The organism is Arthrobacter sp. efr-133-TYG-120 (genome assembly GCF_030209785.1).
In the GTDB taxonomy this organism is placed as follows: domain Bacteria; phylum Actinomycetota; class Actinomycetes; order Actinomycetales; family Micrococcaceae; genus Arthrobacter.
Map to the genome: position 1 here is coordinate 41,514 of NZ_JARVRI010000013.1, position 21,127 is coordinate 62,640.

Genomic DNA, 21,127 nt, shown 5'->3' on the forward strand with positions numbered 1-21,127 from the left:
ATCAGGCAGCGCCTCCGGCCTCGGTCGGCTGCGGCTGGGTTTTTGCTTGCGGGCGCAAACCCTCAACCCAGTTGCGCAGGAGCCGGGCTCCGGCGTCGCCCGACTTCTCGGGGTGGAATTGCGTGGCACACAACGGTCCGTTTTCCACGGCGGCGATGAAGGGGGCGCCGTGTTCGGACCACGTCACCGTCGGCGGAGCCATGCGGGGCTGGACAACGTCGAATTCCCACTTCTGTACGCCATACGAGTGCACAAAATAGAAGCGTTCGTGCTCGACGCCGGCGAACAGCTTCGAGCCTTCCGGCACGTCCACAGTGTTCCAGCCCATGTGCGGCACAACGGGGGCAGGCAGGAGTTCCACTTTGCCGGGCCACTCGCCCATGCCTTCGGCCTCGGTACCGTGCTCCACTCCGGCCTCGAACAGGACCTGGAGCCCTACGCAGATACCCAGGACTGGCCGGCCTCCGGCAACGCGACGGCCGATCATCCGGATCGCGTCCACTGCCTTGAGTTCGCGCATCACCGTTTCGAAGGCGCCGACGCCGGGGACCAGGAGACCGTCGGCGTTCAGGACGTCTTCGGGTTTGGCGCTCAACGTGACTGCCGCTCCGGCACGCTCAAGCGCGCGGACCGCCGAGCGGACGTTGCCCGAGCCGTAGTCAAGGACCGTTACGGTCGGCTTTCCCTCGGGCGAGACGATGCGGCTGGCAGCCTTCGGATCGACCACAGCGCCGTCCTTGAGGATCTGCCCACTCACAAGGCACCCTTGGTGGACGGAATGCCTTCGACACGGGGGTCGGACTCGACGGCGGAACGAAGTGCACGGGCAAAGGCCTTGAACTGGGCCTCCACGATGTGGTGCGGATCCCGGCCGGCCAGGACATTCATGTGGAGGCAGATACCGGCGTGCAAGGTGATGGCCTCAAAGACGTGGCGGGTCAGCGAACCGGTGAAGTGTCCACCGATCAGGTGGTATTCCTGCCCTGCGGGCTCACCGCCGTGGACCAGGTAAGGACGTCCGGAGACGTCGACGACGGCGTGGGCCAACGCTTCATCCAACGGGACCGTGGCCTCGCCGAACCGACGGATCCCTGCTTTGTTACCCAAGGCGATGCGCAGGACCTCGCCGAAGGTAATGGCAACGTCCTCCACGGTGTGGTGGGCGTCGATGTGGGTGTCTCCGCTCGCCTTGACGGTCATGTCGATGAGCGAATGCTTGCAGAGCGCCGTCAGCATGTGGTCATAGAACGGCACCGAGGTGCTGATATCCGAGACGCCCGTGCCGTCGAGGTTGATTTCAACCAGGACGGAGGATTCGCTGGTGGTGCGTTCCATGCGTGCTGTCCGGGCGGCCGCCGTGCTGGCGCCGTTTTCGCTCATCGATATGTCCTTAGGAGGAAGGAGTGGTGGGACTTGTTCAAGTCTAGGCCGGTGCGGAGACCTGGCCGTCCAGCAAGGCTTCGAGCGCCTTGAGGAATGCAGTGGTTTCAGGCTCCGTGCCGGCGGTGACACGGAGGTGGCCCGGGATGCCGACGTCGCGGATCAGGACTCCGCGCTCCAGCAGGCCTTGCCACAGGGCGTGGGGATTCTCGATTCCGCCGAAAAATACGTAGTTCGAATCCGAGGCAGCCGGCTTGAAGCCCATGCGGGTCAACTCGCTGACAATGCGATCGCGCTGGACCTTGATGTCCTCGACGTCCGCCATGAGGGCTTCGCGGTGACGGAGGGCCGCCAGTGCGGTCGCCTGGGTGATGGCGGAGAGGTGGTACGGAAGGCGTACCAGACGGATGGCGTCGGCGACCTCGGGGGCAGCTGCCATGTAGCCGATGCGCGCACCGGCGAGGGCGAACGCCTTGCTCATGGTCCGGGACACAATAAGGCGCTCCCGGCCGGGGAGGAGCGTCAACGCGCTTGGCGTGTTGTCGTGGGCGAACTCGTGGTAGGCCTCGTCCACGATCACCACGGTCCGGCTCGCCTCGCCGGCGTCGTACACGGCTTCGACAACGTCCAGGCCAAGTCCCGTGCCGGTGGGGTTGTTCGGGGAGCAAAGGAACACGACATTGGGCTTGAGTTCACGGACCTGCGCGGCCGCCGAGGCCGCATCGAGGCCATAGTCTTCAGCGCGAACACCAGCGATGTATGCAGTGTCGGTTCCGCTCGCGAGCAAAGGGTACATGGAGTACGTCGGCGGGAAACCGAGCGCGGACCTGCCCGGGCCGCCGAAGACTTGGAGGATCTGCTGGAGTACTTCATTGGAGCCGTTGGCTGCCCAGATGTTCTCGGCCGAAAGGTCGTGGCCAAGGTATTCCGCAAGGGCTTCGCGCAATTCGGTGAACTCGCGGTCCGGGTAGCGGTTCAGTCCGGTGGCGGCTGCCGCGACCGCTTCGGTGATGGCCGCCTGGACGTCCGCTGGGACGCCATGCGTGTTTTCGTTGACGTTGAGCAAAATCGGAACATCAAGCTGCGGCGCGCCATAGGGGCTCAGGCCGCGAAGGTTGGTCCGGAGGGGAAGTCGGTCAAGTCGCTCAAGCTGGTCACTCACCATGACAGTTTAAGGTGCCGCGGCGGATGCCCTGAAACTGTGACGGCACGGAGACCGTCCAGGGGCCGGGCAACCCGGTCCAAGTTGCCGCTAAGTCGAAGGAATGAACAGCTGCTGGCCGGGCACGATGTGGCCGTCCTGGAGGTTGTTCAGCTGGATGATCTCCGCAACGACGTCGCGTGGATCCCGGGACGGTGCGGCGCTTCCCGCAATCCCCCACAAGGACTGGCCCACTTGTACCGTGACGCTCGTGCTGGAGGTGGGCTGCAGCTCAGCGGCGGAATCAGCAGCCTTGGCCGGCGAATTCAGGAATCCCGCCAGGCTAAGGAGCGCTGCAACCAGGAGCATGGCCGGGACGCCGAAGAAGACCATGCGGCCCCTGCGGGTCAGGCGGAGCCGGCCCGCCGGCGCACCGTGGCCGGGTGTGTGGGTGATGGTGATTGCGGACATGAGCTGAGCCCTTCTGAACAATGCCGCGTTCCGGAATCTCTGGTTGCGGCTGCCAATTCTTGCCTTCATTCAGTGCTTGCAGGACGGTTGTTCGTTGTTGTCTTCGAACGATTCGGGCGAACACCCGGACCCCGCACCACTTTTATAGAACACATATTCGAACCTTGCTACGACATTTTTAGCACTTATCAACGAACGATGTCGAGACTCGCTAGAACAAATGTTTGATAAACGCCTGCGCCTGCCCTACGTTTGAGTGAAGGAACGAGCACTGAATCAGTGCAACAGGAGGGTCTGACATTTCAGGCCGACAGTCCCGGCAAGCCCCTCAGGGCCGCGCGGACGGAACGGAAGGGTGTTGGCGAACATGGCAGCGAAAGCCACTGGCAGCGGGTCGGCCTCAGCGCGGAGCCAGCAGCCGCAGAAGGCCCCCAAGAGCCTGACCGTCCGCCAGAAGAAAATCCTGGAGACCATCCAACGTTCAGTGAACGATCACGGGTATCCGCCGTCGATGCGCGAAATCGGAGACACGGTCGGCTTGGCCAGCTTGTCCAGCGTCACCCACCAGTTGTCGCAGCTCGAGAAGCTCGGTTATCTTCGCCGCGATCCCAAGCGTCCACGCGCCATGGAAGTTCTCATGCCGTTGACCCTGGACGGTGGCTCCGTCATCCCCGGCGTTGAAGCGCCGGCGAAACTCCGCAGCGCCGGCGGCCTGGCCGTCACGGAACTCGCGAGTGCCAGTGACACGGCCATGGTTCCCCTCGTCGGGCGCATTGCTGCCGGTGGACCCATCCTGGCCGACCAGACCGTTGAGGACGTCCTGCCTCTGCCCCGGCAATTGGTAGGCCATGGCGAGCTCTTCATGCTCAAGGTCGCCGGTGATTCCATGATCGACGCCGCTATCTGCGATGGAGACTGGGTGGTAGTGCGGCGTCAAAACGACGCACTCAACGGCGACATCGTGGCCGCACTCCTGGACGACGAAGCCACCGTCAAGACCTTCCGGCAGCGCGACGGCCACACGTGGCTGCTCCCGCAGAACACGCAGTACGAACCCATCCTGGGCGACCATGCCACCATCATGGGCAAAGTCGTCTCGGTCCTGCGCTCACTCTAGGACGCGCTCGCTCTAAGGCACCCTCACCCGAGGGGCCCCTGCCTTAGGCCGTGGCCGACTCGGCGTAAAGACGTTCGAGGGCACCGCGCACCACTGAACGGTCCGTGGTGGGCCAGAAGGGCGGCAACGCTGCCCTGAGGAAGTTGCCGTAGCGCTCCGTCGAAAGCCGTGAATCCAGTACTGCCACGACGCCCTTGTCCCCCGTTGAACGGATGAGGCGGCCGGCCCCTTGTGCCAGCCGGATGGCCGCGTGCGTTGCAGACACTGCCATGAAACCGTTGCCCCCGGCCTGGGCGACCGCGCGGGACCGTGCCGTCATCAGGGGATCGTCCGGGCGAGGGAACGGGATCCGGTCAATTACGACCAGCCGGCATGAACCGCCGGGAACGTCGACGCCCTGCCAGAGGGACATGGTGCCGAACAGGCAGGTGTCCTCCTCCTCGGCAAACTGCCTGACCAGCGCGGCCATGGTCGATTCTCCCTGGCACAGGATGTCCACATCCAGGCGCGACCGCATCGCTTCCGCGGCGTCCTCAGCCGCACGACGGGAAGAGAACAGGCACAAAGCTCCGCCGTGCGAGGCCTTGATGAGCTCTTCAAGTTCGTCCAACGCTTCGGGCGAGGTGCCGCGACCCGGCTTGGGCAGGTGCTTGGCGACGTACAGCATGCCCTGCTTCGGGTAGTCGAAGGGCGAGCCGACATCCACGCCCGTCCAGCTGGGGGCGCCCTGGCCAGTCAAGCCCAGCCCTCCGGCTGTGGCCTCGAATGCAGACCCGATAGCCAAAGTGGCAGAGGTCAACACCACGGTATGGCCCGCGAAGAGCCCTTCGCGGAGGCGTCCGGCGACGCTGAGCGGCGCGATGTTGATGAGCGCCGGCGAGTCCTCGTCGGGGGCCGTGTAGCCCTGCTGGGGATCGAAGCTGCTGTTCCGGGAGAGCCACACGACTTCCCTGTTTTCCCGGGCGGAGAGCAGCCGTTCGCACAACTCGAGGATCAGCATGAGCCGTGAGCGCGCGAGCTGACGTCCGCCGTCGACCGCGTTGGACGAATCCCCCTTCGAATCGGAAAGCGCCGCACGGCACGCTTCCCGGAGCTGGTCCACGCCATCAAGTTGTTCGTCATTGAGCCCGTTGGGCAAGAGGCCGGACGGCGCTCCCGTGATCGCCAGTTCCAAGCGATCCGCGGCGGCGTTCAGCGCGTCCACGGTGATGGCCGTGTGTTTGCGGGCGCTGGAGGCAGCGGCATGGATCATCGCCACGGACAGCTGCCCGGACACGGCACCGGTCACGCGGTCCTGGAGCTCGTGTGCTTCGTCCACCACCACGACGTCGTATTCGGGCAGGACGGCCAGCCCTTCAAAGGCGCTGACGGCGAGCATCGCGTGGTTGGTGACCACGACGTCGGACTCCGCGGCGCGGTGGCGGGCGAGCTCGCTGAAGCACTCCTCGGCCATCGGACACTTTTGCGCTCCGAGGCACTCCATGGACGTGACGGATACCTGGCGCCAGGCCCGGTCCGTCACGCCCGGCATGAGTTCGTCGCGGTCCCCCGTCGTGGTCTTCGCCGCCCATTCACGCAGCCGCACGACTTCCTTGCCAAGCTGCGAGGCAGGCCCACCGATGGCTGCGGCCAGATGCGGAACGCTGGTGTCCTCGCCAAGGGAGAACAGCTGCCCCTCAGCCGGTTCCTCGCTGGGGAACCCGCCCTCCAGCTTGTGCCGGCAGACATAGTTGGCCCGGCCTTTGACCAGGGCGATGCTGACCGGGCGCTCCAGCTCCGGATTGATGGTTTCCAGGAGCCGGGGCAGATCCCGGCCCACGATCTGCGTCTGCAGGGCCAAGGTGGCCGTGGACACGAGCGTGGGCTTGTTGCTCTCCATCGAGTGCGCAATCAACGGAATCAGGTACGCAAGGGACTTGCCAGTGCCAGTGCCCGCCTGGACCAGGAGGTGTTCGCCGGTCTCGATCGCCCGCGCCACCTGCCTGGCCATCTGGTGCTGGCCCGTGCGGTTTTGGCCTCCCATGCCGGCAACGGCTTTGTCCAGGAGTTCGAGGGCGGTCCGTTCCCCCACGGTTTCGCCGCGCTCCCCCGCCTCTGGATCAACCATTGCTGACGAACGACTCCAACTCGGCTGCCAGGTTCTCGTGGACCATGGCCACCACGCGGGTGCCTTCCTCCTCATGCTCAAGGCTGAGGATTTCGGCGTCGGTATTGTGCAGCTTGTTGATGAGCTCGCCGCGGTTGTACGGAATCAGGACTTCAAGGCGCACGCCAGGGCGCGGAATAGCCTCGCTGATAGCCCCGAGGAGCTCGGCAATGCCCTGCCCGGTGCGGGTGGACACGACGACGTGGCGTGGCTCTTTTTGCTTGAGCCGCTCAATGACGAACGGATCAGCGGCGTCCGCCTTGTTCAGGACGATGATTTCCGGGATCTTCCGGGCATCCACTTCGCTGAACACCGTGCGGACGGCCGCGATCTGGCCTTCCGGATCGGGATGCGAAACGTCCACCACGTGGAGGATCAGATCGGCGTCGGCCACTTCTTCCAGCGTGGAGCGGAAAGCCTCCACGAGCTGGGTGGGCAGCGAACGCACGAAGCCGACGGTGTCCGAGAGCGTGTAGCCGATTCCGTCAGGGGTCTGGGCCTTGCGCACCGTCGGATCCAGGGTGGCGAACAACGCGTTCTCCACGAGGACACCGGCATCCGTCAGGCGGTTGAGCAGTGACGACTTTCCGGCGTTCGTGTAACCGGCGATGGCAACCGAAGGAACGGCATTACGACGGCGGTTGGCCCGCTTGGTCTCGCGCGATGGCTTCATGGCGGCGATTTCGCGCCGCAGCTTGGCCATGCGTGTACGGATTCGACGCCGGTCCAGTTCGATCTTGGTTTCACCAGGACCACGCGAACCCATGCCGGCACCCGCGCCACCCACCTGGCCACCGGCCTGGCGGGACATGGAATCGCCCCAACCACGCAGGCGCGGCAACAGGTATTCCAACTGTGCGAGCTCAACCTGGGCCTTGCCCTCGCGGCTCTTGGCATGCTGCGCGAAGATGTCGAGGATCAACGTGGTGCGGTCCACCACCTTGACCTTGACGATGTCTTCAAGGCCACGCCGCTGGGACGGGGTCAGTTCGGCGTCGACCACCACGGTATCGGCTCCGGTGGACATCACGATGTCCTTGAGCTCCAACGCTTTGCCTGAGCCAAGGAAGGTGCCGGGGTCCGGTTTCATGCGGCGCTGGACGATGCCGTCCAAGACTTCCGAGCCGGCGGTTTCGGCCAAGGCGGCGAGCTCCCTCAGGGAATTCTCGGCGTCGGCCAGGGTGCCTTCGGTCCAGAGGCCTGCCAGCACGACGCGCTCAAGGCGCAGCTGCCGGTATTCGACCTCGGTAACATCTTCAAGTTCCGTGGACAGCCCGGCGGTACGGCGCAGGGCCCGGCGTTCGGCCAGGTCCTCTTGATCGCCGTCGTAGATGCTGTGCTCTTCGTCCAGGCGGGAAATTGCCTGGGCTTTGCCAAACACGCCCCGGGGCTCGTCGCGGTCCTGAACTATGGCAGGTGCGTCCTTGGAGAGAATCCGGTCGATGACAGCCTGGATTTCTTCAGGACTCATGTCCTGGGCGTCGGAATCGGGTCCGGTGTTCTTCTGCGTGGTCATGGTCTCCTTTTAGGGGGTTCGGCACTTCCAGAATAGTGCCGATTCGTCTCTTGTGGCGCGGAATTCGCGCAGGGCTGATGCCTGGCAAGCCTCTGCCGATGGCCTGGGGTCTCCATCCGGACGGGCTGCGCGGATTGCGAACACAGATCCCAGGGGCGGGAGGGGACGATCTGCTGAGTGTCCAAGCGTCAAGAACGGCGTCTGGAACGGACATGCCAAGGCGGAATGGCGCTGCACATAATGCAGGCCTGCGTCGCGGGCGGTGCCGGCTACACGGAGTCGGTTACTCGGAGATCAAGAACATGCGAACCACGCTATCAGACCTCGTCAAGCCCGGGCCGGGGCAGTTTGGAGCAGTGCGCGGTTTCCCTTGCCCGCTGCTGGCCACTAATCTGGCAAGCTATGGAGTCTGCTCACTATTTCAGCGCACAGCCCGCGGGGCCGTTCACCCGCAAGCCCCTCACGGTGGAACTGGCCGGCGCGACCCGCCGGCTCCAGACATCGGGCGGTATCTTCAGCCCCGACGGGATCGACAAGGGAACCGCGATCCTTCTCTCCGAGGTTCCACCGCCGGCGCCGCAGGGAAACCTGTTGGACATCGGCTGCGGCTGGGGTCCCATTGCGTTGACCATGGGGCTCATGGCGCCGCACGCTCAGGTCCACGCCGTCGACGTCAACGAACGCTGCGTCACCTTGACCAACGAGAACGCCGCACTCCTGGAGCTCGGGAATGTCACCGCGAGCCTGCCCGACGAGGTCGATCCCGCCGTGACGTTCGACACTATCTGGTCAAACCCGCCCATCCGTATCGGCAAGGATGAACTCCACAGCCTGCTGCTCACCTGGCTGCCGCGGCTCGCTCCGGGTGGAAACGCCTGGCTCGTGGTGCAGAAGAACCTTGGCGCGGACTCGCTTCAGCGCTGGCTGGCCGATACCCTCGATGGTTCCTTCGCGGTGTCCCGGGAAAGCACGTCGAAATCCTTCCGCGTCCTGCGGGTCAGGAAAGCGTCCCGCTAGCGACAATCACGGCGGGGCCGCTGAGCTCCACGTGTTCGCGGCCGCTTTCTCCGGGGAAGAACCGCACGCCGACGACGCCGCCCGGCACGTTGACGCGCCACGTGTCGGGAGCACCTTCCCCGGCCCAGTGCCGGATGGCGACGGCGGCCGCGCAGGCGCCGGTGCCGCACGATTGGGTCTCGCCGACGCCGCGTTCGTGCACTCGCATCGTGATGTTGCCTACGCCTTCGTGGACGAGGGGCTCAGCGGGAACCACGAATTCGACGTTGGTGCCGTTGGCCGGCTTGGGATCGACGACGGGCGCCTTGAAGAGCTGCGTGGATTTGAGTTCTGAAAGTTCGGCCAACGCCACCACAGTGTGCGGATTGCCCATGCTGACAGAAAGGGCAGGCCGGGCCACTTCCAGTCCGTCGGCGCTCACGAGGGAGTCCATGGCCTTGCTGGTGGCATCCTTGGGGAAAATGAACTCCCACGGACCCATGTCCACCGCATAGCCCTCAGCGGTCCGGACAATCTTCTTGATGCCGCCGCGCGTCCCGATGGTCAGGGATTCACCGGCGTTGAGGGTGACAAGTCCTTGCTCGATCAGGAATTGGACGAAGACGCGGACTCCGTTGCCGCACATTTCGGACAACGAGCCGTCGCCGTTGCGGTAGTCCATGAACCACTCGGCAGCGGAATCCGCCTCGAGCAGCTGGAGGCCTTCGGGCAGGAATCGTGACGGGACTGCCCGGATGAGCCCGTCGCCGCCAATGCCCCGGTGGCGGTTGCAGAGCGCTGCGACCTGCTCCGGAGAGATCTGGTGTGCGTCTTCGGGGTCCGCAATGAGGACGAAGTCGTTGCCCGTACCGTGCCCCTTGGAGAAGGCCAGCCCGTGAAGACCGGAGGCGGGTACGGAACCGCCGGCAGCGGCAGGCTGCGGGGCGGAAAATGCAAGGGTTTCATCCATGGCTCAAGGCTACCTGTACTGGGGGTTGCGCCTAAATCACCGACGCCGGACTCGCGCAGATTTCTGCGGCTTTGGCCACCAAATCCGTATCCTGCCAGTCCAGCCAGTGGATCCGGGGGTCCGCCCGGAACCACGTGAGCTGGCGCCGGGCGAATTGCCGGGTGGCCACGATGGTTTCTTCGACCGCGGCAGCTGTGTCGGATTCGCCGTCGAGGACCTTCAGGAACTGCGCGTATCCGAGCGCCCGCGATGCCGTCTTGCCTTGCCGCAGTCCGACGGCGTCCAGCCGCGCGACCTCTTCAAGAAGTCCCGCGTCGACCATCTTCAGCACGCGCTCGGCCAAACGCTCGCGCAGTATCCCCCGGTCGACGTCGAGCCCTATCTGCACGGCCGGCTGGAAGTACTCGCGCTGCGGCATGAAGGAGCTGAACGGGCGGCCGGTGAGCTCGAAGACTTCCAGCGCGCGGATGACGCGGCGGGCGTCGCCGAGCCTGCCGGCGGACACGGGGTCGATGCGTTGGAGGCGTTCCTGGAGGCTTGGAAGACCGGAGGTTTCGTGCTCCTGTTCCAGCCGCTGCCGCACGCCGGGGTCCGTGCCGGGAAATTCCAGGACATCCAAGGCTGCGCGGACGTAGAGGCCGGAGCCGCCCACCAGGATGGCGCGCTTGCCTCGGCCATGGATATCACGGATGGCGGCGCGGCAGTCGGCCTGGAAAGCGGAGACGCTGGCTTCCTCGGTGACCTCCATCGTGTCCAGGAGGTGGTGGGGCACTCCCCTGCGTCCGGCGACGGTGATCTTGGCCGTGCCGATGTCCATTCCACGGTAGAACTGCATGGCATCGGCGTTGATGACCTCGCCGTCGAGCGCGAGGGCGAGGTGGACGGCGAGATCGGACTTGCCGGAACCGGTGGGGCCGACGACGGCGATCACGGGCGGATTCGGATCAGCTGACCCGGCCGGTACTGCTGCCATGCCGGGCTAACCGCGTCGTACGGGGAGCGACGGCATACCGAGGGAGACGGCCCTTGAACCTGAAGACCCGATGCCGCCGGACCCTGCGCCCGAGGCACTCGGGGCTGGAGCGCCGCAGGAATCGGCCTGCGAGCGGTCCCACGCGTCGCCGGCACGGGAGCGCCTCAAGCTGTAGTCCGCCGTTGTCGCCGGATCGGAGACGAGGTGGAAGGCAGCTGCCTCGGTGATGGTCACGGTAACGAAATCGCCGGGCCGCGGAGTCTCCGCGCCTTCCGGCACGGAGAAGTGGACCAGGCGCTGGTCCTGGGAACGACCCGAAAGGCGATGCGTTTCCTCGGCCTTGCGGCCGGATTGGGCCGTGACAAGCAGTTCAACCCGGCGTCCGAGCTGTTTCGCGTTCTCCTCGGCCGCGATGCGGTCCTGGAGGGCCGTCAGCCGCTCGTAGCGTTCCTGGACAACGGCCTTGGGCAGCTGGTCCGGAAGATCCGCGGCCGGGGTGCCCGGGCGCTTGGAGTACTGGAAGGTGAAGGCTGAGGCGAAGCGTGACTTCTCGACGACGTCGAGCGTGGCTTGGAAGTCCTCTTCCGTCTCGCCGGGGAAGCCCACGATGATGTCCGTGGTGATCGCGGCGTGGGGAATCTTGTCGCGGACCTTGTCCAGGATCCCCAGGAACTTGGTCGAACGGTAGGAGCGGCGCATGTCCTTGAGGACCTTGTCCGAACCGGACTGGAGGGGCATGTGCAACTGCGGCATGACATTGGCGGTCTCGGCCATCGCGTCGATGACGTCGTCGGTGAAGGCAGCCGGGTGCGGGCTCGTGAAACGGACACGCTCGAGGCCTTCGATATCACCGCAGGCGCGGAGCAGTTTGGAGAAAGCCAAGCGGTCCCCGAATTCCACGCCGTAGGAGTTCACGTTCTGCCCGAGCAGCGTCACCTCGACGGCGCCGTCGTCCACCAACGCCTGGATTTCGGCGAGGATCTCGCCGGGACGTCGGTCCTTCTCCTTGCCGCGGAGCGACGGCACGATGCAGAAGGTGCAGGTGTTGTTGCACCCGACGGAGATGGAAACCCAGCCCGAGTACACGGAGTCGCGCTTGGTCGGCAAGGTGGAGGGGAAGACGTCCAGCGACTCCAGGATTTCCAGCTGTGCCTCGTTGTTGTGGCGGGCCCTGTCCAGCAACGCCGGGAGCGCCCCTACATTGTGGGTCCCGAAGACTGCGTCCACCCACGGCGCCTTGCGCACGATGGTTTCGCGGTCCTTTTGCGCAAGGCATCCGCCGACGGCAATCTGCATTCCAGGATGGGCGGCCTTGACCTGTTTGAGTTCCCCGAGGTTGCCGTAAAGCTTGTTGTCGGCGTTCTCACGGACGGCACAGGTGTTGAAAACCACGACGTCGGCGACGCCGCCGTCGAACGGCACGTACCCTGCATCCTCGAGGAGCCCTGCCATGCGCTCGGAATCATGGACATTCATTTGGCAACCGAAGGTGCGGACCTGGTAGGTGCGCTTCGCCGCGTGCTCGGGTGCCGGATCGACGACAGGGCCCGGAGCGGGCTGCTGAACGGGGGCTGGTGCTGGTGCTGCAGAAGGGGAACTCACCAATCTAGGGTAGCCCCTCGGACTAGTACCAGTTGAAGCCCATCTCATGCTGCCAAGCGTTGCAGGGCGAACCGTAACGGTCGCGGATATAGCCGAGGCCCCAATCGATCTGGGTCCGGTAGTTGCTGAGCCAGTCGCTGCCTGCCGAATAGTACTTGTCCGGCGGCAGCGCCTGCGCTACACCGTAAGCGCCGCTGCTGGGATTGGTGGCGTCCGTCATCCAGCTTGATTCCTGGGTCCACAGCAAGGACAGGCACTGCATTTGGTCCTGGCCCCAACCATAGGCGCCGAGCCGGGAGGACGCGTATTGCCGTGCGCCGGCGGGGTCGTTGACGACGTTTCCCCCGCCACCGCCACCCCCGCCTACGAAGCCGCCGCCTCCTCCACTGCTGAGGGGCGGCTGGACCGCTTGCTGGTTGTTGGCGGCGGCCGCTGCGGCTGCCGCTGCGTCGGCTATCGCCTTGCGCTGCGCCGCATCCCTCTTGGCCTCCTGGGCGGCCTGGTACGCGGCAAGCGCAACCTGGCCTTCTTGATATTTCTGTGCGACAGCGGCAGAAGTGGAGGTCAAGGACGCGAGTTGGGCCACCATGGTCTTTCGCTGGCCGTCCGTGGCGGCCACGCTGTCTTCGGCTGCCCGCCTTGCAGACTCTGCGGCCTGGGCCTTTGCCGCGGCGTCGCTGTCCAACTGGGCCAGCACATCGCGGGCGGCTTGTTCCTGGGCGGTTGCGGCGGCAGATGCCCGGGACGCGCTCAGGGCATCATCGTGCAGCTTCGCCGTACGATCCAGGACCCTGTTCAGCAAGGCGAAATTTTGAATGTTGTCCGGCGCGATGGCGGCGTTCGCAAGGGACCAGGGACCGGGATCGAAGCCGCCCGACTCGTATGCCTGGACCACCAGGGAGGACGTGGCCTTTCTCAAGGAATCCGCTTTTGCCTTGGCCTGTTGGGACGCCTCGGCCAGTTTCTGGGTGACTGCCTGCTGGTGCTGCAGGGCGTCATGGGCCTTGGCGTACTCAGTTCCGGCCTTGATGGCCGCCGCGCCGAGCTCTCCGGATTTCTGCTGAAGTCCAGCCAATAACTGGTTGATGCGGTCTACTTCGGCGCTTGCGGCAGCTTCGTTCCCTTGGGCTTGCTGTACTTCTGCCCAGCTGGGATAGCCCGACGGCGGGGCATCGTCGTCCGCCGAAGCCGGGCCTGCTTGGAGAAGCGACGCGACAAGCAAGGGCACAATGATTGCCGAAAGCCGTAACGACAACGGATTCATTGGATCTGACCTGCCTCCCGACTCGGAACACTAGTCCAGAACCTTAGCCGACAGGCACCCAGAAGCCACCCAACCCCGCCGCCGGGGACAATACTCACAGGCAGCTCTCAGTTTCTCCGAGACACCGTTTAGCCGATGTCCTCTGCTTCAGGACTGCCTGCTTCAGGACCGTGTGCTTCAGGACCGCCGTACTCTCCGGCGCCATAGGAGCCAGACTCCTGCGCCAAGGTTTCGTCCAAGACCTCGCCGACAATCCGGAATGCCGTGGATGGCTGGTAACCCTTGCGGGCAAGCATCGACGCGAGCCGCCGGGTTTGCTTGTCCCGCTCGGCCCTGTCGGAAAGGTCCGTCCCGGCCCTCAAGCGGCGCGCGACCAGATCCCTGGCCGCGTTCCGCTCGTCGTCGTCACTCACTTGCGCGAGCGCCTGCTCCGCGGTTTCAGTGTCGATGCCTTTGTCCGCCAATTCGCGCCTCAAGGCACCTCGGGCGAGTTTCCTCGACTGGGAACGGCTGCGGACCCACATCTCGGCGAAATCGGCGTCATCAATGAGCCGGACTTCCTCGAAGCGGTCCAGCACGGCTTCGGCCACCTCCTCCGGCACGTTCCGTTCGGCCAGTTTGCGGGCAAGCTGAAGCCTGCTCTTGGGCGAGTTGGTCAGTTGCCGCAAAACAATGGACCGGGCTACCGATTCCGGATTGGCCTCAGGGTCCGCCGCCACGGACGAATCCGCAGACGGGCCCCACGACCGGGAAGAACTTGAGGAACGGGAGCGGCCCTGGCGCTTAGCCGTCAACGGCCTTCAGCTTCGGAGATTTTTCGGCTTCGGCAGGCTTGACTACTCCGACGCCAAGCTTCTCCTTGATGAGCCGCTCGAGGTCCGCAGCCAACTCCGGGTTGTCCCGCAGGAAACGGCGGGAATTCTCCATGCCCTGGCCCAGCTGGTCACCGTCGTAAGTGAACCATGAACCGGACTTCTTGATGATGCCGTGCTCGACGCCCATGTCGATGATGCCGCCCTCGCGGGAAATACCCTGGCCGTAGATGATGTCGAACTCCGCGATCTTGAAGGGCGGAGCCATCTTGTTCTTGACGATCTTGGCCTTGGTCCGGTTACCTACCGAATCCGCGCCTTCCTTCAGCGTCTGGATACGGCGGACGTCGATGCGGATGGACGCGTAGAACTTCAGGGCCTTGCCACCGGTGGTGGTCTCCGGGGAACCGAAGAAAACGCCGATCTTCTCGCGGAGCTGGTTGATGAAGATGGCAGTCGTCTTGGTCTGGCTCAGCCGGCCGGTGATCTTACGCAGGGCCTGGCTCATAAGGCGGGCCTGGAGGCCGACGTGGGAGTCGCCCATTTCGCCTTCGATTTCAGCGCGGGGAACCAATGCGGCGACGGAGTCGATCACGACGATATCCAAGGAGCCGGAGCCGATCAGCATGTCCATGATCTCCAAGGCCTGCTCACCGGTATCCGGCTGCGAAACCAGCAGCGCGTCGGTATCGACGCCCAGCTTCGCCGCGTACTCGGGATCGAGGGCGTGCTCGGCGTCGATGAAGGCTGCGATGCCGCCCTGGCGCTGGGCGTTGGCCACAGCGTGAAGCGCGACGGTGGTCTTACCCGAGGATTCCGGGCCGTAGATTTCCACGATACGGCCGCGCGGCAGGCCGCCAATTCCCAGGGCGACGTCCAAGGCGATGGAACCAGTGGGAATGACTTCGATGGGCGCACGGATATCGTCACCCAAGCGCATGATGGAGCCCTTGCCGAATTGCTTGTCGATTTGGGCAAGCGCTGCCTCGAGCGCCTTCTCACGATCCTGGTTTGCCGCCATGGTTCACACCTCTGATGCTTTCTCGCTGTGGACTGGCCTGAACGGCCGCTTTCCTGTCTCATCCGACGCTAGTACGAGCCGCTGACAATTTTGTGTGCGACTTCGTCTATGTGGACAACTACGGGCTTCGAATGACACGGAAACCGCTCCGTCAGGACCAATTTTCCTCTGATAGGAGCATAGCCTCATCCGAACAGATATTCGAACAAATTTGTGGGCGTGTCCGTCCAGGAACCGGAACTCAGAACGTCCGGGAACCCTTGTCGGCGGGCTTGATATCCCTGCCGAGCCGTCGCTCCGGCGGAACGTCCTGGACGTCGCACAGGGCAAGCCAGACGTCGCGGGGGCTGTAGCCCGCTGCCAAGGCGTCGTCTGCCGTCCGTCCGCCGACGCCGGCCAATACAAGGGAGCTGCTGAGGACCCGGGAGTAGCCAGCCCCGAATTCATCGTCCATCAGCCGCCAGAAGTCACTGATCCGCACCAATAGAGTCTCTCATGGGAGCGGACTCTAGAATGGTTGTCATGAGCAACACTCCCGACGACGCGCCAGAGATGGTGGAGGTTGGCGACAACGTCGACGCCGCCCTCCAGCAGGTGGAACACCAGCTGAGCATGTTCTGGCGACGCGCACGATCGCTGTCCCACCAGTTGTCCCGCCAGGTCCATCCCGACATGGAACCAGCCGCCTACGGACTGCTGACGATCATCCGGAAAGAGGGGCCAATCCGCCTCACGGAGCTCGCCTCGTGCATCGGCGTCGGGAAGCCATCGGTGAGCCGCCAGATCGCGTTCCTGGAAAGCATCGGCATGGTCTACAAAGAGGCCGACCCTCAGGATGGCCGCGCACAATCCATCCGGCTCACCCCCAAGGGCGAAGAAAAGATGCACCAGGTCCAGGACGCACGCCGGCAGGTGTTCCGGGAACGCCTGGGTGAATGGCCGCTGGAAGAAATCCAGACGCTTGCTGACTACATTGAACGGCTCAACGCCGCGTATGGCGAAGGTATCGGCAAGGACTGACCTCGCCAGGCCACAAAAGCCCAAGAAGGAGGGCCTCCAGCTGGAGGCCCTCCTTCTTTACTTCAGGTCCGCCTAGCGGGCTCCGGAGAGCATGCCCTGGGTGAAGTCGTCGTTTAGTTCGGCGCTGAGCTCGCGATCGAGATCGCGGCCATAGCGCTGGGCGAATTCCTGCGGGACGGTGTCCGGAACAGCGACGCCTTCGGCGACGGCAACCCGGTCACTGACCTCGCGGAGCATGCCGGACAACGGAACGTCCAGGGCCGAGCAGATCGAGGACAGCAGCTCTGAGGATGCTTCCTTCTGGCCGCGTTCAACTTCGCTCAGGTAGCCAAGGGAAACGCGGGCGCTGTGCGAGACTTCGCGGAGCGTACGGCCCTGGCGCTGGCGGACATCGCGCAGGACATCACCAATTTCGTGACGCAGTACAACCATTTTGCGCTCCTTCTGTTCGCTCGGTGCCTTCTCGGCCAAGCCCACATCCTTCCAGCGGACAACGCCGTTTATGGATACGGGCTGCTTAACCATCTGTATCGCCTTGCTCCCTCGTGAGGCCGGTTCACCTTGCGGGTGCACCGGTTGTTTTTTACATCCTAGGCGCCCCGGCCATTCCGGGGCGACACAATGTAACAACTATTGGGCCGCTGTTTTTGTTCCCGGCTACTTTACGTGCGGTAAGTCGGCATGGACAAGGCACTCCAACAAGCGCTCCAGTGCGGCCGCGGTCGCCTGCGCACGGATACTTGGGCGATCTCCCCGAAAGGAGTAGGCATGGGCCGCAGCTCCGCCCGGCGTGGCGACGCCAATGAAGACGGTGCCAACCGGCTTCCCGTCATGCGGCAAAGGTCCCGCAACCCCCGTCGTGGAGACCCCGACGTCGGCCCCGCACGCGCGCCTGGCGCCGTCGGCCATGGCCGCCGCCACTCCGGCGTCGACGGATCCGACGGCGGACAGCAACTCCTCGGAGACCCCCAGGATTCCGGCCTTGACGGCATTCTGATAGGCGACCACCCCGCCCTGGAGCATGCCTGACGCGCCGGGAGTATCGGCGAGGGTGGCGGCAACCATTCCGGCTGTCAGGGATTCTGCGGTAGCCACGGTAACGCCCCGCTCGATGGCGAGGGCGACGGCGGACGCAGCCGCCTCATCAGCGGTGGGGCTCATGCGCGCTTGCCCGCCGAGCGAAGCTTTGCGGCTTCGATCACATATTCGGCGCCGGTCCACACTGTAATGGCGAGTGCGACGATCATGACCCAGAAGGCCACGCTGACGAGCCACGGCGCGAAGGAATTCAGCGGCAGGATGTAGAGGAAGATCGCGACGGTCTGGATGACGGTCTTTAGCTTGCCGCCCCGCGAGGCCGGCATCACGCCATAGCGGATGACGAAGAAGCGCAAGGCGGTGATGCCCCATTCGCGCACGAGGATGAGGATCGTGATCCACCACGGCAGCTCCCCCAGCGCCGAGAGGAGAACGAGAGCCGATCCGATCAGCAGCTTGTCGGCAATCGGGTCCGCGATCTTGCCGAAGTTGGTGACGAGGTTGCGGCTCCGGGCGATGTCGCCGTCGAGCTTGTCCGTATAGATCGCCACAGCGAAGGCCACAACGGCGGCCCAGCGCCAAATGCCGTGCTGGCTGTTGTCCGCCAAAAGGAACCACACGAAGAACGGGACGAGGACAATTCGAAGCATCGTCAGGATGTTGGGCAGGTTCCAGATATCGGAGCTGCTGGAACCGGCTTTGCTGCCGTCGGATGTAGTCACCCCTCTAGGCTACCGTCCGGTCAATGACCAGGCGTCTTCGCCGCCGTCGTCCTCGTCATCGAGGCCATCTGCTCCGTCGTGGTACTCCGTGGCCTGCTTGCGGCGTTCGAGATCGGCGGCGACCAAGTCCTCGGCGTAGCCGCCGACGGCGATGTTCGCGTTCGCGTTGTCGCTCAGCGCCGCGGTGTGCGCGTCGGGGATAGCCGGAGCATCCTGCCCCTTCATGGCTGCCAGCACGGGAGCGAGGTCGTCGGGCTTGACCAGGACATCGCGGGCCTTGGAACCTTCGGACGGGCCCACGACGCCGCGCGACTCGAGCAGGTCCATGAGGCGGCCGGCCTTGGCGAAGCCGACGCGGAGCTTGCGCTGCAGCATCGAGGTTGAACCGAACTGCGTGGTGACCACCAGTTCGGTGGCCTGGAGCAGGACCTCGAGGTCGTCTCCGATGTCGTCGTCGATCTGCTTCTTCTGCGCCTCGGGTGCGACGTCGTCACGGTAGACAGCCTTGAGCTGGCCTTTGACGTGTTCCACCACGCGGTGGATTTCGGACTCGGTGACCCAGGCGCCCTGCACGCGCATCGCCTTGGAAGCGCCCATCGGCAGGAAGAGGGCGTCACCCTGGCCAATGAGTTTTTCCGCGCCGGGCTGGTCCAGGACCACGCGGGAGTCGGTGACGGAGGACGTTGCGAACGCCATACGCGAAGGGACGTTGGCCTTGATCAGGCCGGTGACGACGTCAACGGACGGACGCTGGGTGGCGAGGACCAGGTGGATGCCGGCAGCACGGGCCAGTTGGGTGATGCGGACAATCGAGTCTTCGACGTCGCGCGGGGCCACCATCATGAGGTCGGCGAGCTCGTCCACGATCACCAGCAAGTACGGGTACGGCTTGATGACGCGCTTGGAGTCGACCGGCGGCAGAACCTTGCCGGCGCGGACCGCCTTGTTGAAGTCGTCGATGTGCTTGAAGCCGTAGTTGGCGAGGTCGTCGTAGCGGGCGTCCATTTCGCGCACCACCCATTGAAGTGCCTCGGCGGCCTTTTTGGGGTTGGTGATGATGGGCGTGATGAGGTGCGGAACGCCCTCATACGCGGTCAGTTCCACGCGCTTGGGGTCCACCATGACCATGCGGACCTCATCGGGTGTGGCACGCATCAGGATCGACGTGATCATGGAGTTCACGAACGACGACTTACCGGCACCTGTGGCACCGGCCACGAGCAAGTGCGGCATTTTGGCGAGGTTCGCGACGACGTAGCCGCCCTCGACGTCCTTGCCGACGCCCATCACCATGGGGTGGTCTGTCCGCCTGGCGTTCTGGCTGCGCAGGACATCGCCGAGGGACACGGTCTCGCGGTCCGTGTTGGGGATCTCGATGCCGATGGCCGACTTGCCCGGAATAGGGCTGAGGATACGGACATCACTCGATGCCACGGCGTACGAGATGTTCTTGGACAAGGCAGTGACGCGCTCCACTTTGGTGCCGGGAGCAAGTTCGATCTCGTAGCGGGTCACGGTGGGTCCGCGGCTGAATCCGGTGACAGTGGCGTCCACGTTGAACTGCTGCATCGTGTCCGTCAAGGCGGCCACGACGGCGTCGTTCGCTTCCGTGCGTTCCTTCGGGATGGAGCCCGGAGTCAGGTTGTCGGAGGACGGCAGCGTGTAGGTGACGTCCCCGGCGAGCGAAAGTTGTTCGGTGCGCTGCGGGATCGGCGTCGGGGGCGGTGGTGGACTGACCGGTGCCGAAGGCACGATGACCGGTGGAACGGCGGCGGCCGGCGCGACCAAGGGGATCGCTTCGGTGGCGTTGTCCGCAACCGCCTTCGCGCTTCCGAGTCCCTGTGCACTTCCAAGACCTTGCGCGGCTTTGATCTTCTCGACGGCGATTTCAGCCTGGGTCGGCCTGCGCACGCCCGGCGGCACGGCGGGCCCGCCCTTCGCGGGAGGGGCATCGTCGTCGACGATTGCGTGCTCGAAGGCTTCGTCGCCCACATAACCCTCGAGTGTGGGGTCGTCGTCGTGGTCCTTGCCGAAGAAGCGCTTGCGGCGCTTCTTCTTTGGCTCCACGGCCGCCTCGTTTTCGTAAAGGTAGCTGCGGTCGTGGGAATCGTCGTGCTGCGCGCCGCCATCCACGAGATCGACGCCCATGAGGTGCTCGTAGGCGCCCCGGATACGCCGGGGAATGGCGCCGAAGGGCGTGGCCGTGACAATCAGGAGGGAGACGAACGCCAAGGCACCGTAGACCATGACTGGTACGGCGGGGTGGATGGCGGCAAGAGGCGATGCTGCGAGGAAACCGAGCATCCCGCCCGCACGCCGGAGGCCATCGAAGCCGTCGGCGACGGTCGGCTGGCCCCCGATGATGTGGGCCAAGCCGGTGCCGGCGAACGTCATGATCAGGAAACCGATGCCCACGCGGTTGTTGCCGCGGCTGTCCCATGGCTGCCGGAAGAGCCGGAAGGCGCAGACGAAAAGCATGAGCGGCAGAAGCAGGGACACCCAACCGAAGGTTCCGTTCACGATGCTGTAGACAACGTCCGGGAACCAGCCTTTGAAGCCCCACCAGGCGAAGGTTGCGATGAAGACACCGAGAGCCAGGTTGAAGAGCGCGGCGCCGTCCCGGCGGTCGGCTGGATCAAGGTCACTGACGTCCTGGCCGATCCGGCGGATGCCCGCACCCACCACGTGCCCGATTCCCAGCCAGACGCCCGCAAGCGCACGCAGGATCCATGGCTGTTGGGGTTCGACGACGGCGGCCTGCTTGCCGCGGGCCGCGCCTGTGCCGCTCCTGCCGGTCTTGGCCGGGGTCCGGCCGCTGCCCGAGCCGCTGGTCTTGCTGTTGGAGCTGCCTCTAGGCGCGGAGGTAGTACGAGTCGCCATATCGGCCACGCTACCCCAAGCCGTCCGGAAAGCCGCGGATTTCAGGGGAACGGAGGAG

General features: G+C 64.8%; 20 protein-coding genes. 3 read left to right on the forward strand and 17 right to left on the reverse strand.

The genetic code is table 11. The annotated features are described in order from the left end of the window. Nucleotide 1: 1 nt before the first annotated feature. The 4 genes from hisH to QRN51_RS07665 form a co-directional block, all read right to left on the reverse strand. Nucleotides 2–757, reverse strand: coding sequence for an imidazole glycerol phosphate synthase subunit HisH (hisH, locus tag QRN51_RS07650; protein WP_284989320.1), 756 nt, complete (start codon nt 755–757; stop codon nt 2–4). Next, nucleotides 754–1,380 (reverse strand): imidazoleglycerol-phosphate dehydratase HisB, encoded by a 627-nt coding sequence (gene hisB / locus QRN51_RS07655; RefSeq protein ID WP_284989321.1) that lies wholly within the window; start codon nt 1,378–1,380, stop codon nt 754–756. Before hisB ends, hisH begins: the two co-directional genes overlap by 4 nt. Nucleotides 1,381–1,423: 43 nt before the next feature. Next, nucleotides 1,424–2,542: a histidinol-phosphate transaminase gene (locus tag QRN51_RS07660; RefSeq protein WP_284989322.1), complete on the reverse strand. Its 1,119-nt coding sequence runs from the start codon at nt 2,540–2,542 to the stop codon at nt 1,424–1,426. Nucleotides 2,543–2,632: 90 nt separating this feature from the next. Then, nucleotides 2,633–2,992 (reverse strand): LysM peptidoglycan-binding domain-containing protein, encoded by a 360-nt coding sequence (locus QRN51_RS07665; RefSeq protein WP_059387800.1) that lies wholly within the window; start codon nt 2,990–2,992, stop codon nt 2,633–2,635. A 367-nt stretch (nt 2,993–3,359) separates the two neighbouring features. On the opposite strand from QRN51_RS07665, the gene lexA reads away from it, so the two are divergent. Next, entirely contained in the window at nt 3,360–4,109 is a 750-nt protein-coding gene (lexA, locus tag QRN51_RS07670; protein ID WP_059387803.1) for a transcriptional repressor LexA, read from the forward strand. 43 nt (nt 4,110–4,152) lie between these two features. Here lexA and QRN51_RS07675 read toward each other — a convergent pair whose 3' ends face one another. Then, nucleotides 4,153–6,216 carry an ATP-dependent DNA helicase gene (locus QRN51_RS07675; protein WP_284989323.1) on the reverse strand — a complete coding sequence of 688 codons (2,064 nt, stop codon included), beginning with the start codon at nt 6,214–6,216 and terminating at the stop codon, nt 4,153–4,155. Further along, complete coding sequence (hflX, locus tag QRN51_RS07680) at nt 6,209–7,771, reverse strand: GTPase HflX (protein WP_284989324.1); 1,563 nt, start codon at nt 7,769–7,771, stop codon at nt 6,209–6,211. The genes QRN51_RS07675 and hflX overlap by 8 nt, the downstream gene beginning before the upstream one ends. Before the next feature lie 402 nt (nt 7,772–8,173). Here hflX and QRN51_RS07685 point away from each other — a divergent pair, with 402 nt between their 5' ends. Beyond that, on the forward strand, nt 8,174–8,788 hold the full coding sequence (locus QRN51_RS07685) for a class I SAM-dependent methyltransferase (protein ID WP_059387802.1): 615 nt from the start codon (nt 8,174–8,176) through the stop codon (nt 8,786–8,788). Here the strand turns inward: QRN51_RS07685 and dapF are convergent. The 7 genes from dapF to QRN51_RS07720 all read right to left on the reverse strand — a co-directional run bounded on the left by dapF (nt 8,769) and on the right by QRN51_RS07720 (nt 15,890). Beyond that, the gene (gene dapF / locus QRN51_RS07690; RefSeq protein WP_284989325.1) at nt 8,769–9,737 is read right to left on the reverse strand and encodes a diaminopimelate epimerase; all 969 of its coding nucleotides are present in this window, start codon (nt 9,735–9,737) and stop codon (nt 8,769–8,771) included. The genes QRN51_RS07685 and dapF overlap by 20 nt on opposite strands. A gap of 31 nt (nt 9,738–9,768) precedes the next feature. Further along, a complete protein-coding gene (gene miaA, locus QRN51_RS07695; protein WP_284989326.1) occupies nt 9,769–10,710 on the reverse strand; it encodes a tRNA (adenosine(37)-N6)-dimethylallyltransferase MiaA in 942 nt (313 codons plus the stop codon). Nucleotides 10,711–10,716: 6 nt separating this feature from the next. Further along, entirely contained in the window at nt 10,717–12,312 is a 1,596-nt protein-coding gene (gene miaB / locus QRN51_RS07700; protein ID WP_284989327.1) for a tRNA (N6-isopentenyl adenosine(37)-C2)-methylthiotransferase MiaB, read from the reverse strand. Nucleotides 12,313–12,334: 22 nt separating this feature from the next. Continuing rightward, nucleotides 12,335–13,576 (reverse strand): aggregation-promoting factor C-terminal-like domain-containing protein, encoded by a 1,242-nt coding sequence (locus tag QRN51_RS07705; RefSeq protein ID WP_284989328.1) that lies wholly within the window; start codon nt 13,574–13,576, stop codon nt 12,335–12,337. A 128-nt stretch (nt 13,577–13,704) separates the two neighbouring features. Next, on the reverse strand, nt 13,705–14,295 hold the full coding sequence (locus QRN51_RS07710; RefSeq protein WP_284989329.1) for a regulatory protein RecX: 591 nt from the start codon (nt 14,293–14,295) through the stop codon (nt 13,705–13,707). A gap of 64 nt (nt 14,296–14,359) precedes the next feature. After that, nucleotides 14,360–15,409, reverse strand: coding sequence for a recombinase RecA (recA, locus tag QRN51_RS07715; RefSeq protein WP_059387807.1), 1,050 nt, complete (start codon nt 15,407–15,409; stop codon nt 14,360–14,362). A gap of 241 nt (nt 15,410–15,650) precedes the next feature. Beyond that, the gene (locus QRN51_RS07720; RefSeq protein WP_059387808.1) at nt 15,651–15,890 is read right to left on the reverse strand and encodes a DUF3046 domain-containing protein; all 240 of its coding nucleotides are present in this window, start codon (nt 15,888–15,890) and stop codon (nt 15,651–15,653) included. A gap of 41 nt (nt 15,891–15,931) precedes the next feature. Here QRN51_RS07720 and QRN51_RS07725 point away from each other — a divergent pair, with 41 nt between their 5' ends. Beyond that, nucleotides 15,932–16,429 carry a MarR family winged helix-turn-helix transcriptional regulator gene (locus QRN51_RS07725; RefSeq protein WP_284989330.1) on the forward strand — a complete coding sequence of 166 codons (498 nt, stop codon included), beginning with the start codon at nt 15,932–15,934 and terminating at the stop codon, nt 16,427–16,429. Nucleotides 16,430–16,501: 72 nt separating this feature from the next. Here QRN51_RS07725 and QRN51_RS07730 read toward each other — a convergent pair whose 3' ends face one another. From QRN51_RS07730 to QRN51_RS07745, 4 genes are all read right to left on the reverse strand, one after another. Continuing rightward, nucleotides 16,502–16,954: a helix-turn-helix domain-containing protein gene (locus QRN51_RS07730; RefSeq protein ID WP_059387810.1), complete on the reverse strand. Its 453-nt coding sequence runs from the start codon at nt 16,952–16,954 to the stop codon at nt 16,502–16,504. Between the two features lie 132 nt (nt 16,955–17,086). After that, entirely contained in the window at nt 17,087–17,590 is a 504-nt protein-coding gene (locus tag QRN51_RS07735) for a CinA family protein (RefSeq protein ID WP_284989331.1), read from the reverse strand. Then, entirely contained in the window at nt 17,587–18,189 is a 603-nt protein-coding gene (gene pgsA, locus QRN51_RS07740) for a CDP-diacylglycerol--glycerol-3-phosphate 3-phosphatidyltransferase (RefSeq protein WP_284989332.1), read from the reverse strand. Before pgsA ends, QRN51_RS07735 begins: the two co-directional genes overlap by 4 nt. 9 nt (nt 18,190–18,198) lie before the next feature. Then, entirely contained in the window at nt 18,199–21,069 is a 2,871-nt protein-coding gene (locus tag QRN51_RS07745) for an FtsK/SpoIIIE family DNA translocase (RefSeq protein WP_284989333.1), read from the reverse strand. Between the last annotated feature and the right edge of the window lie 58 nt (nt 21,070–21,127).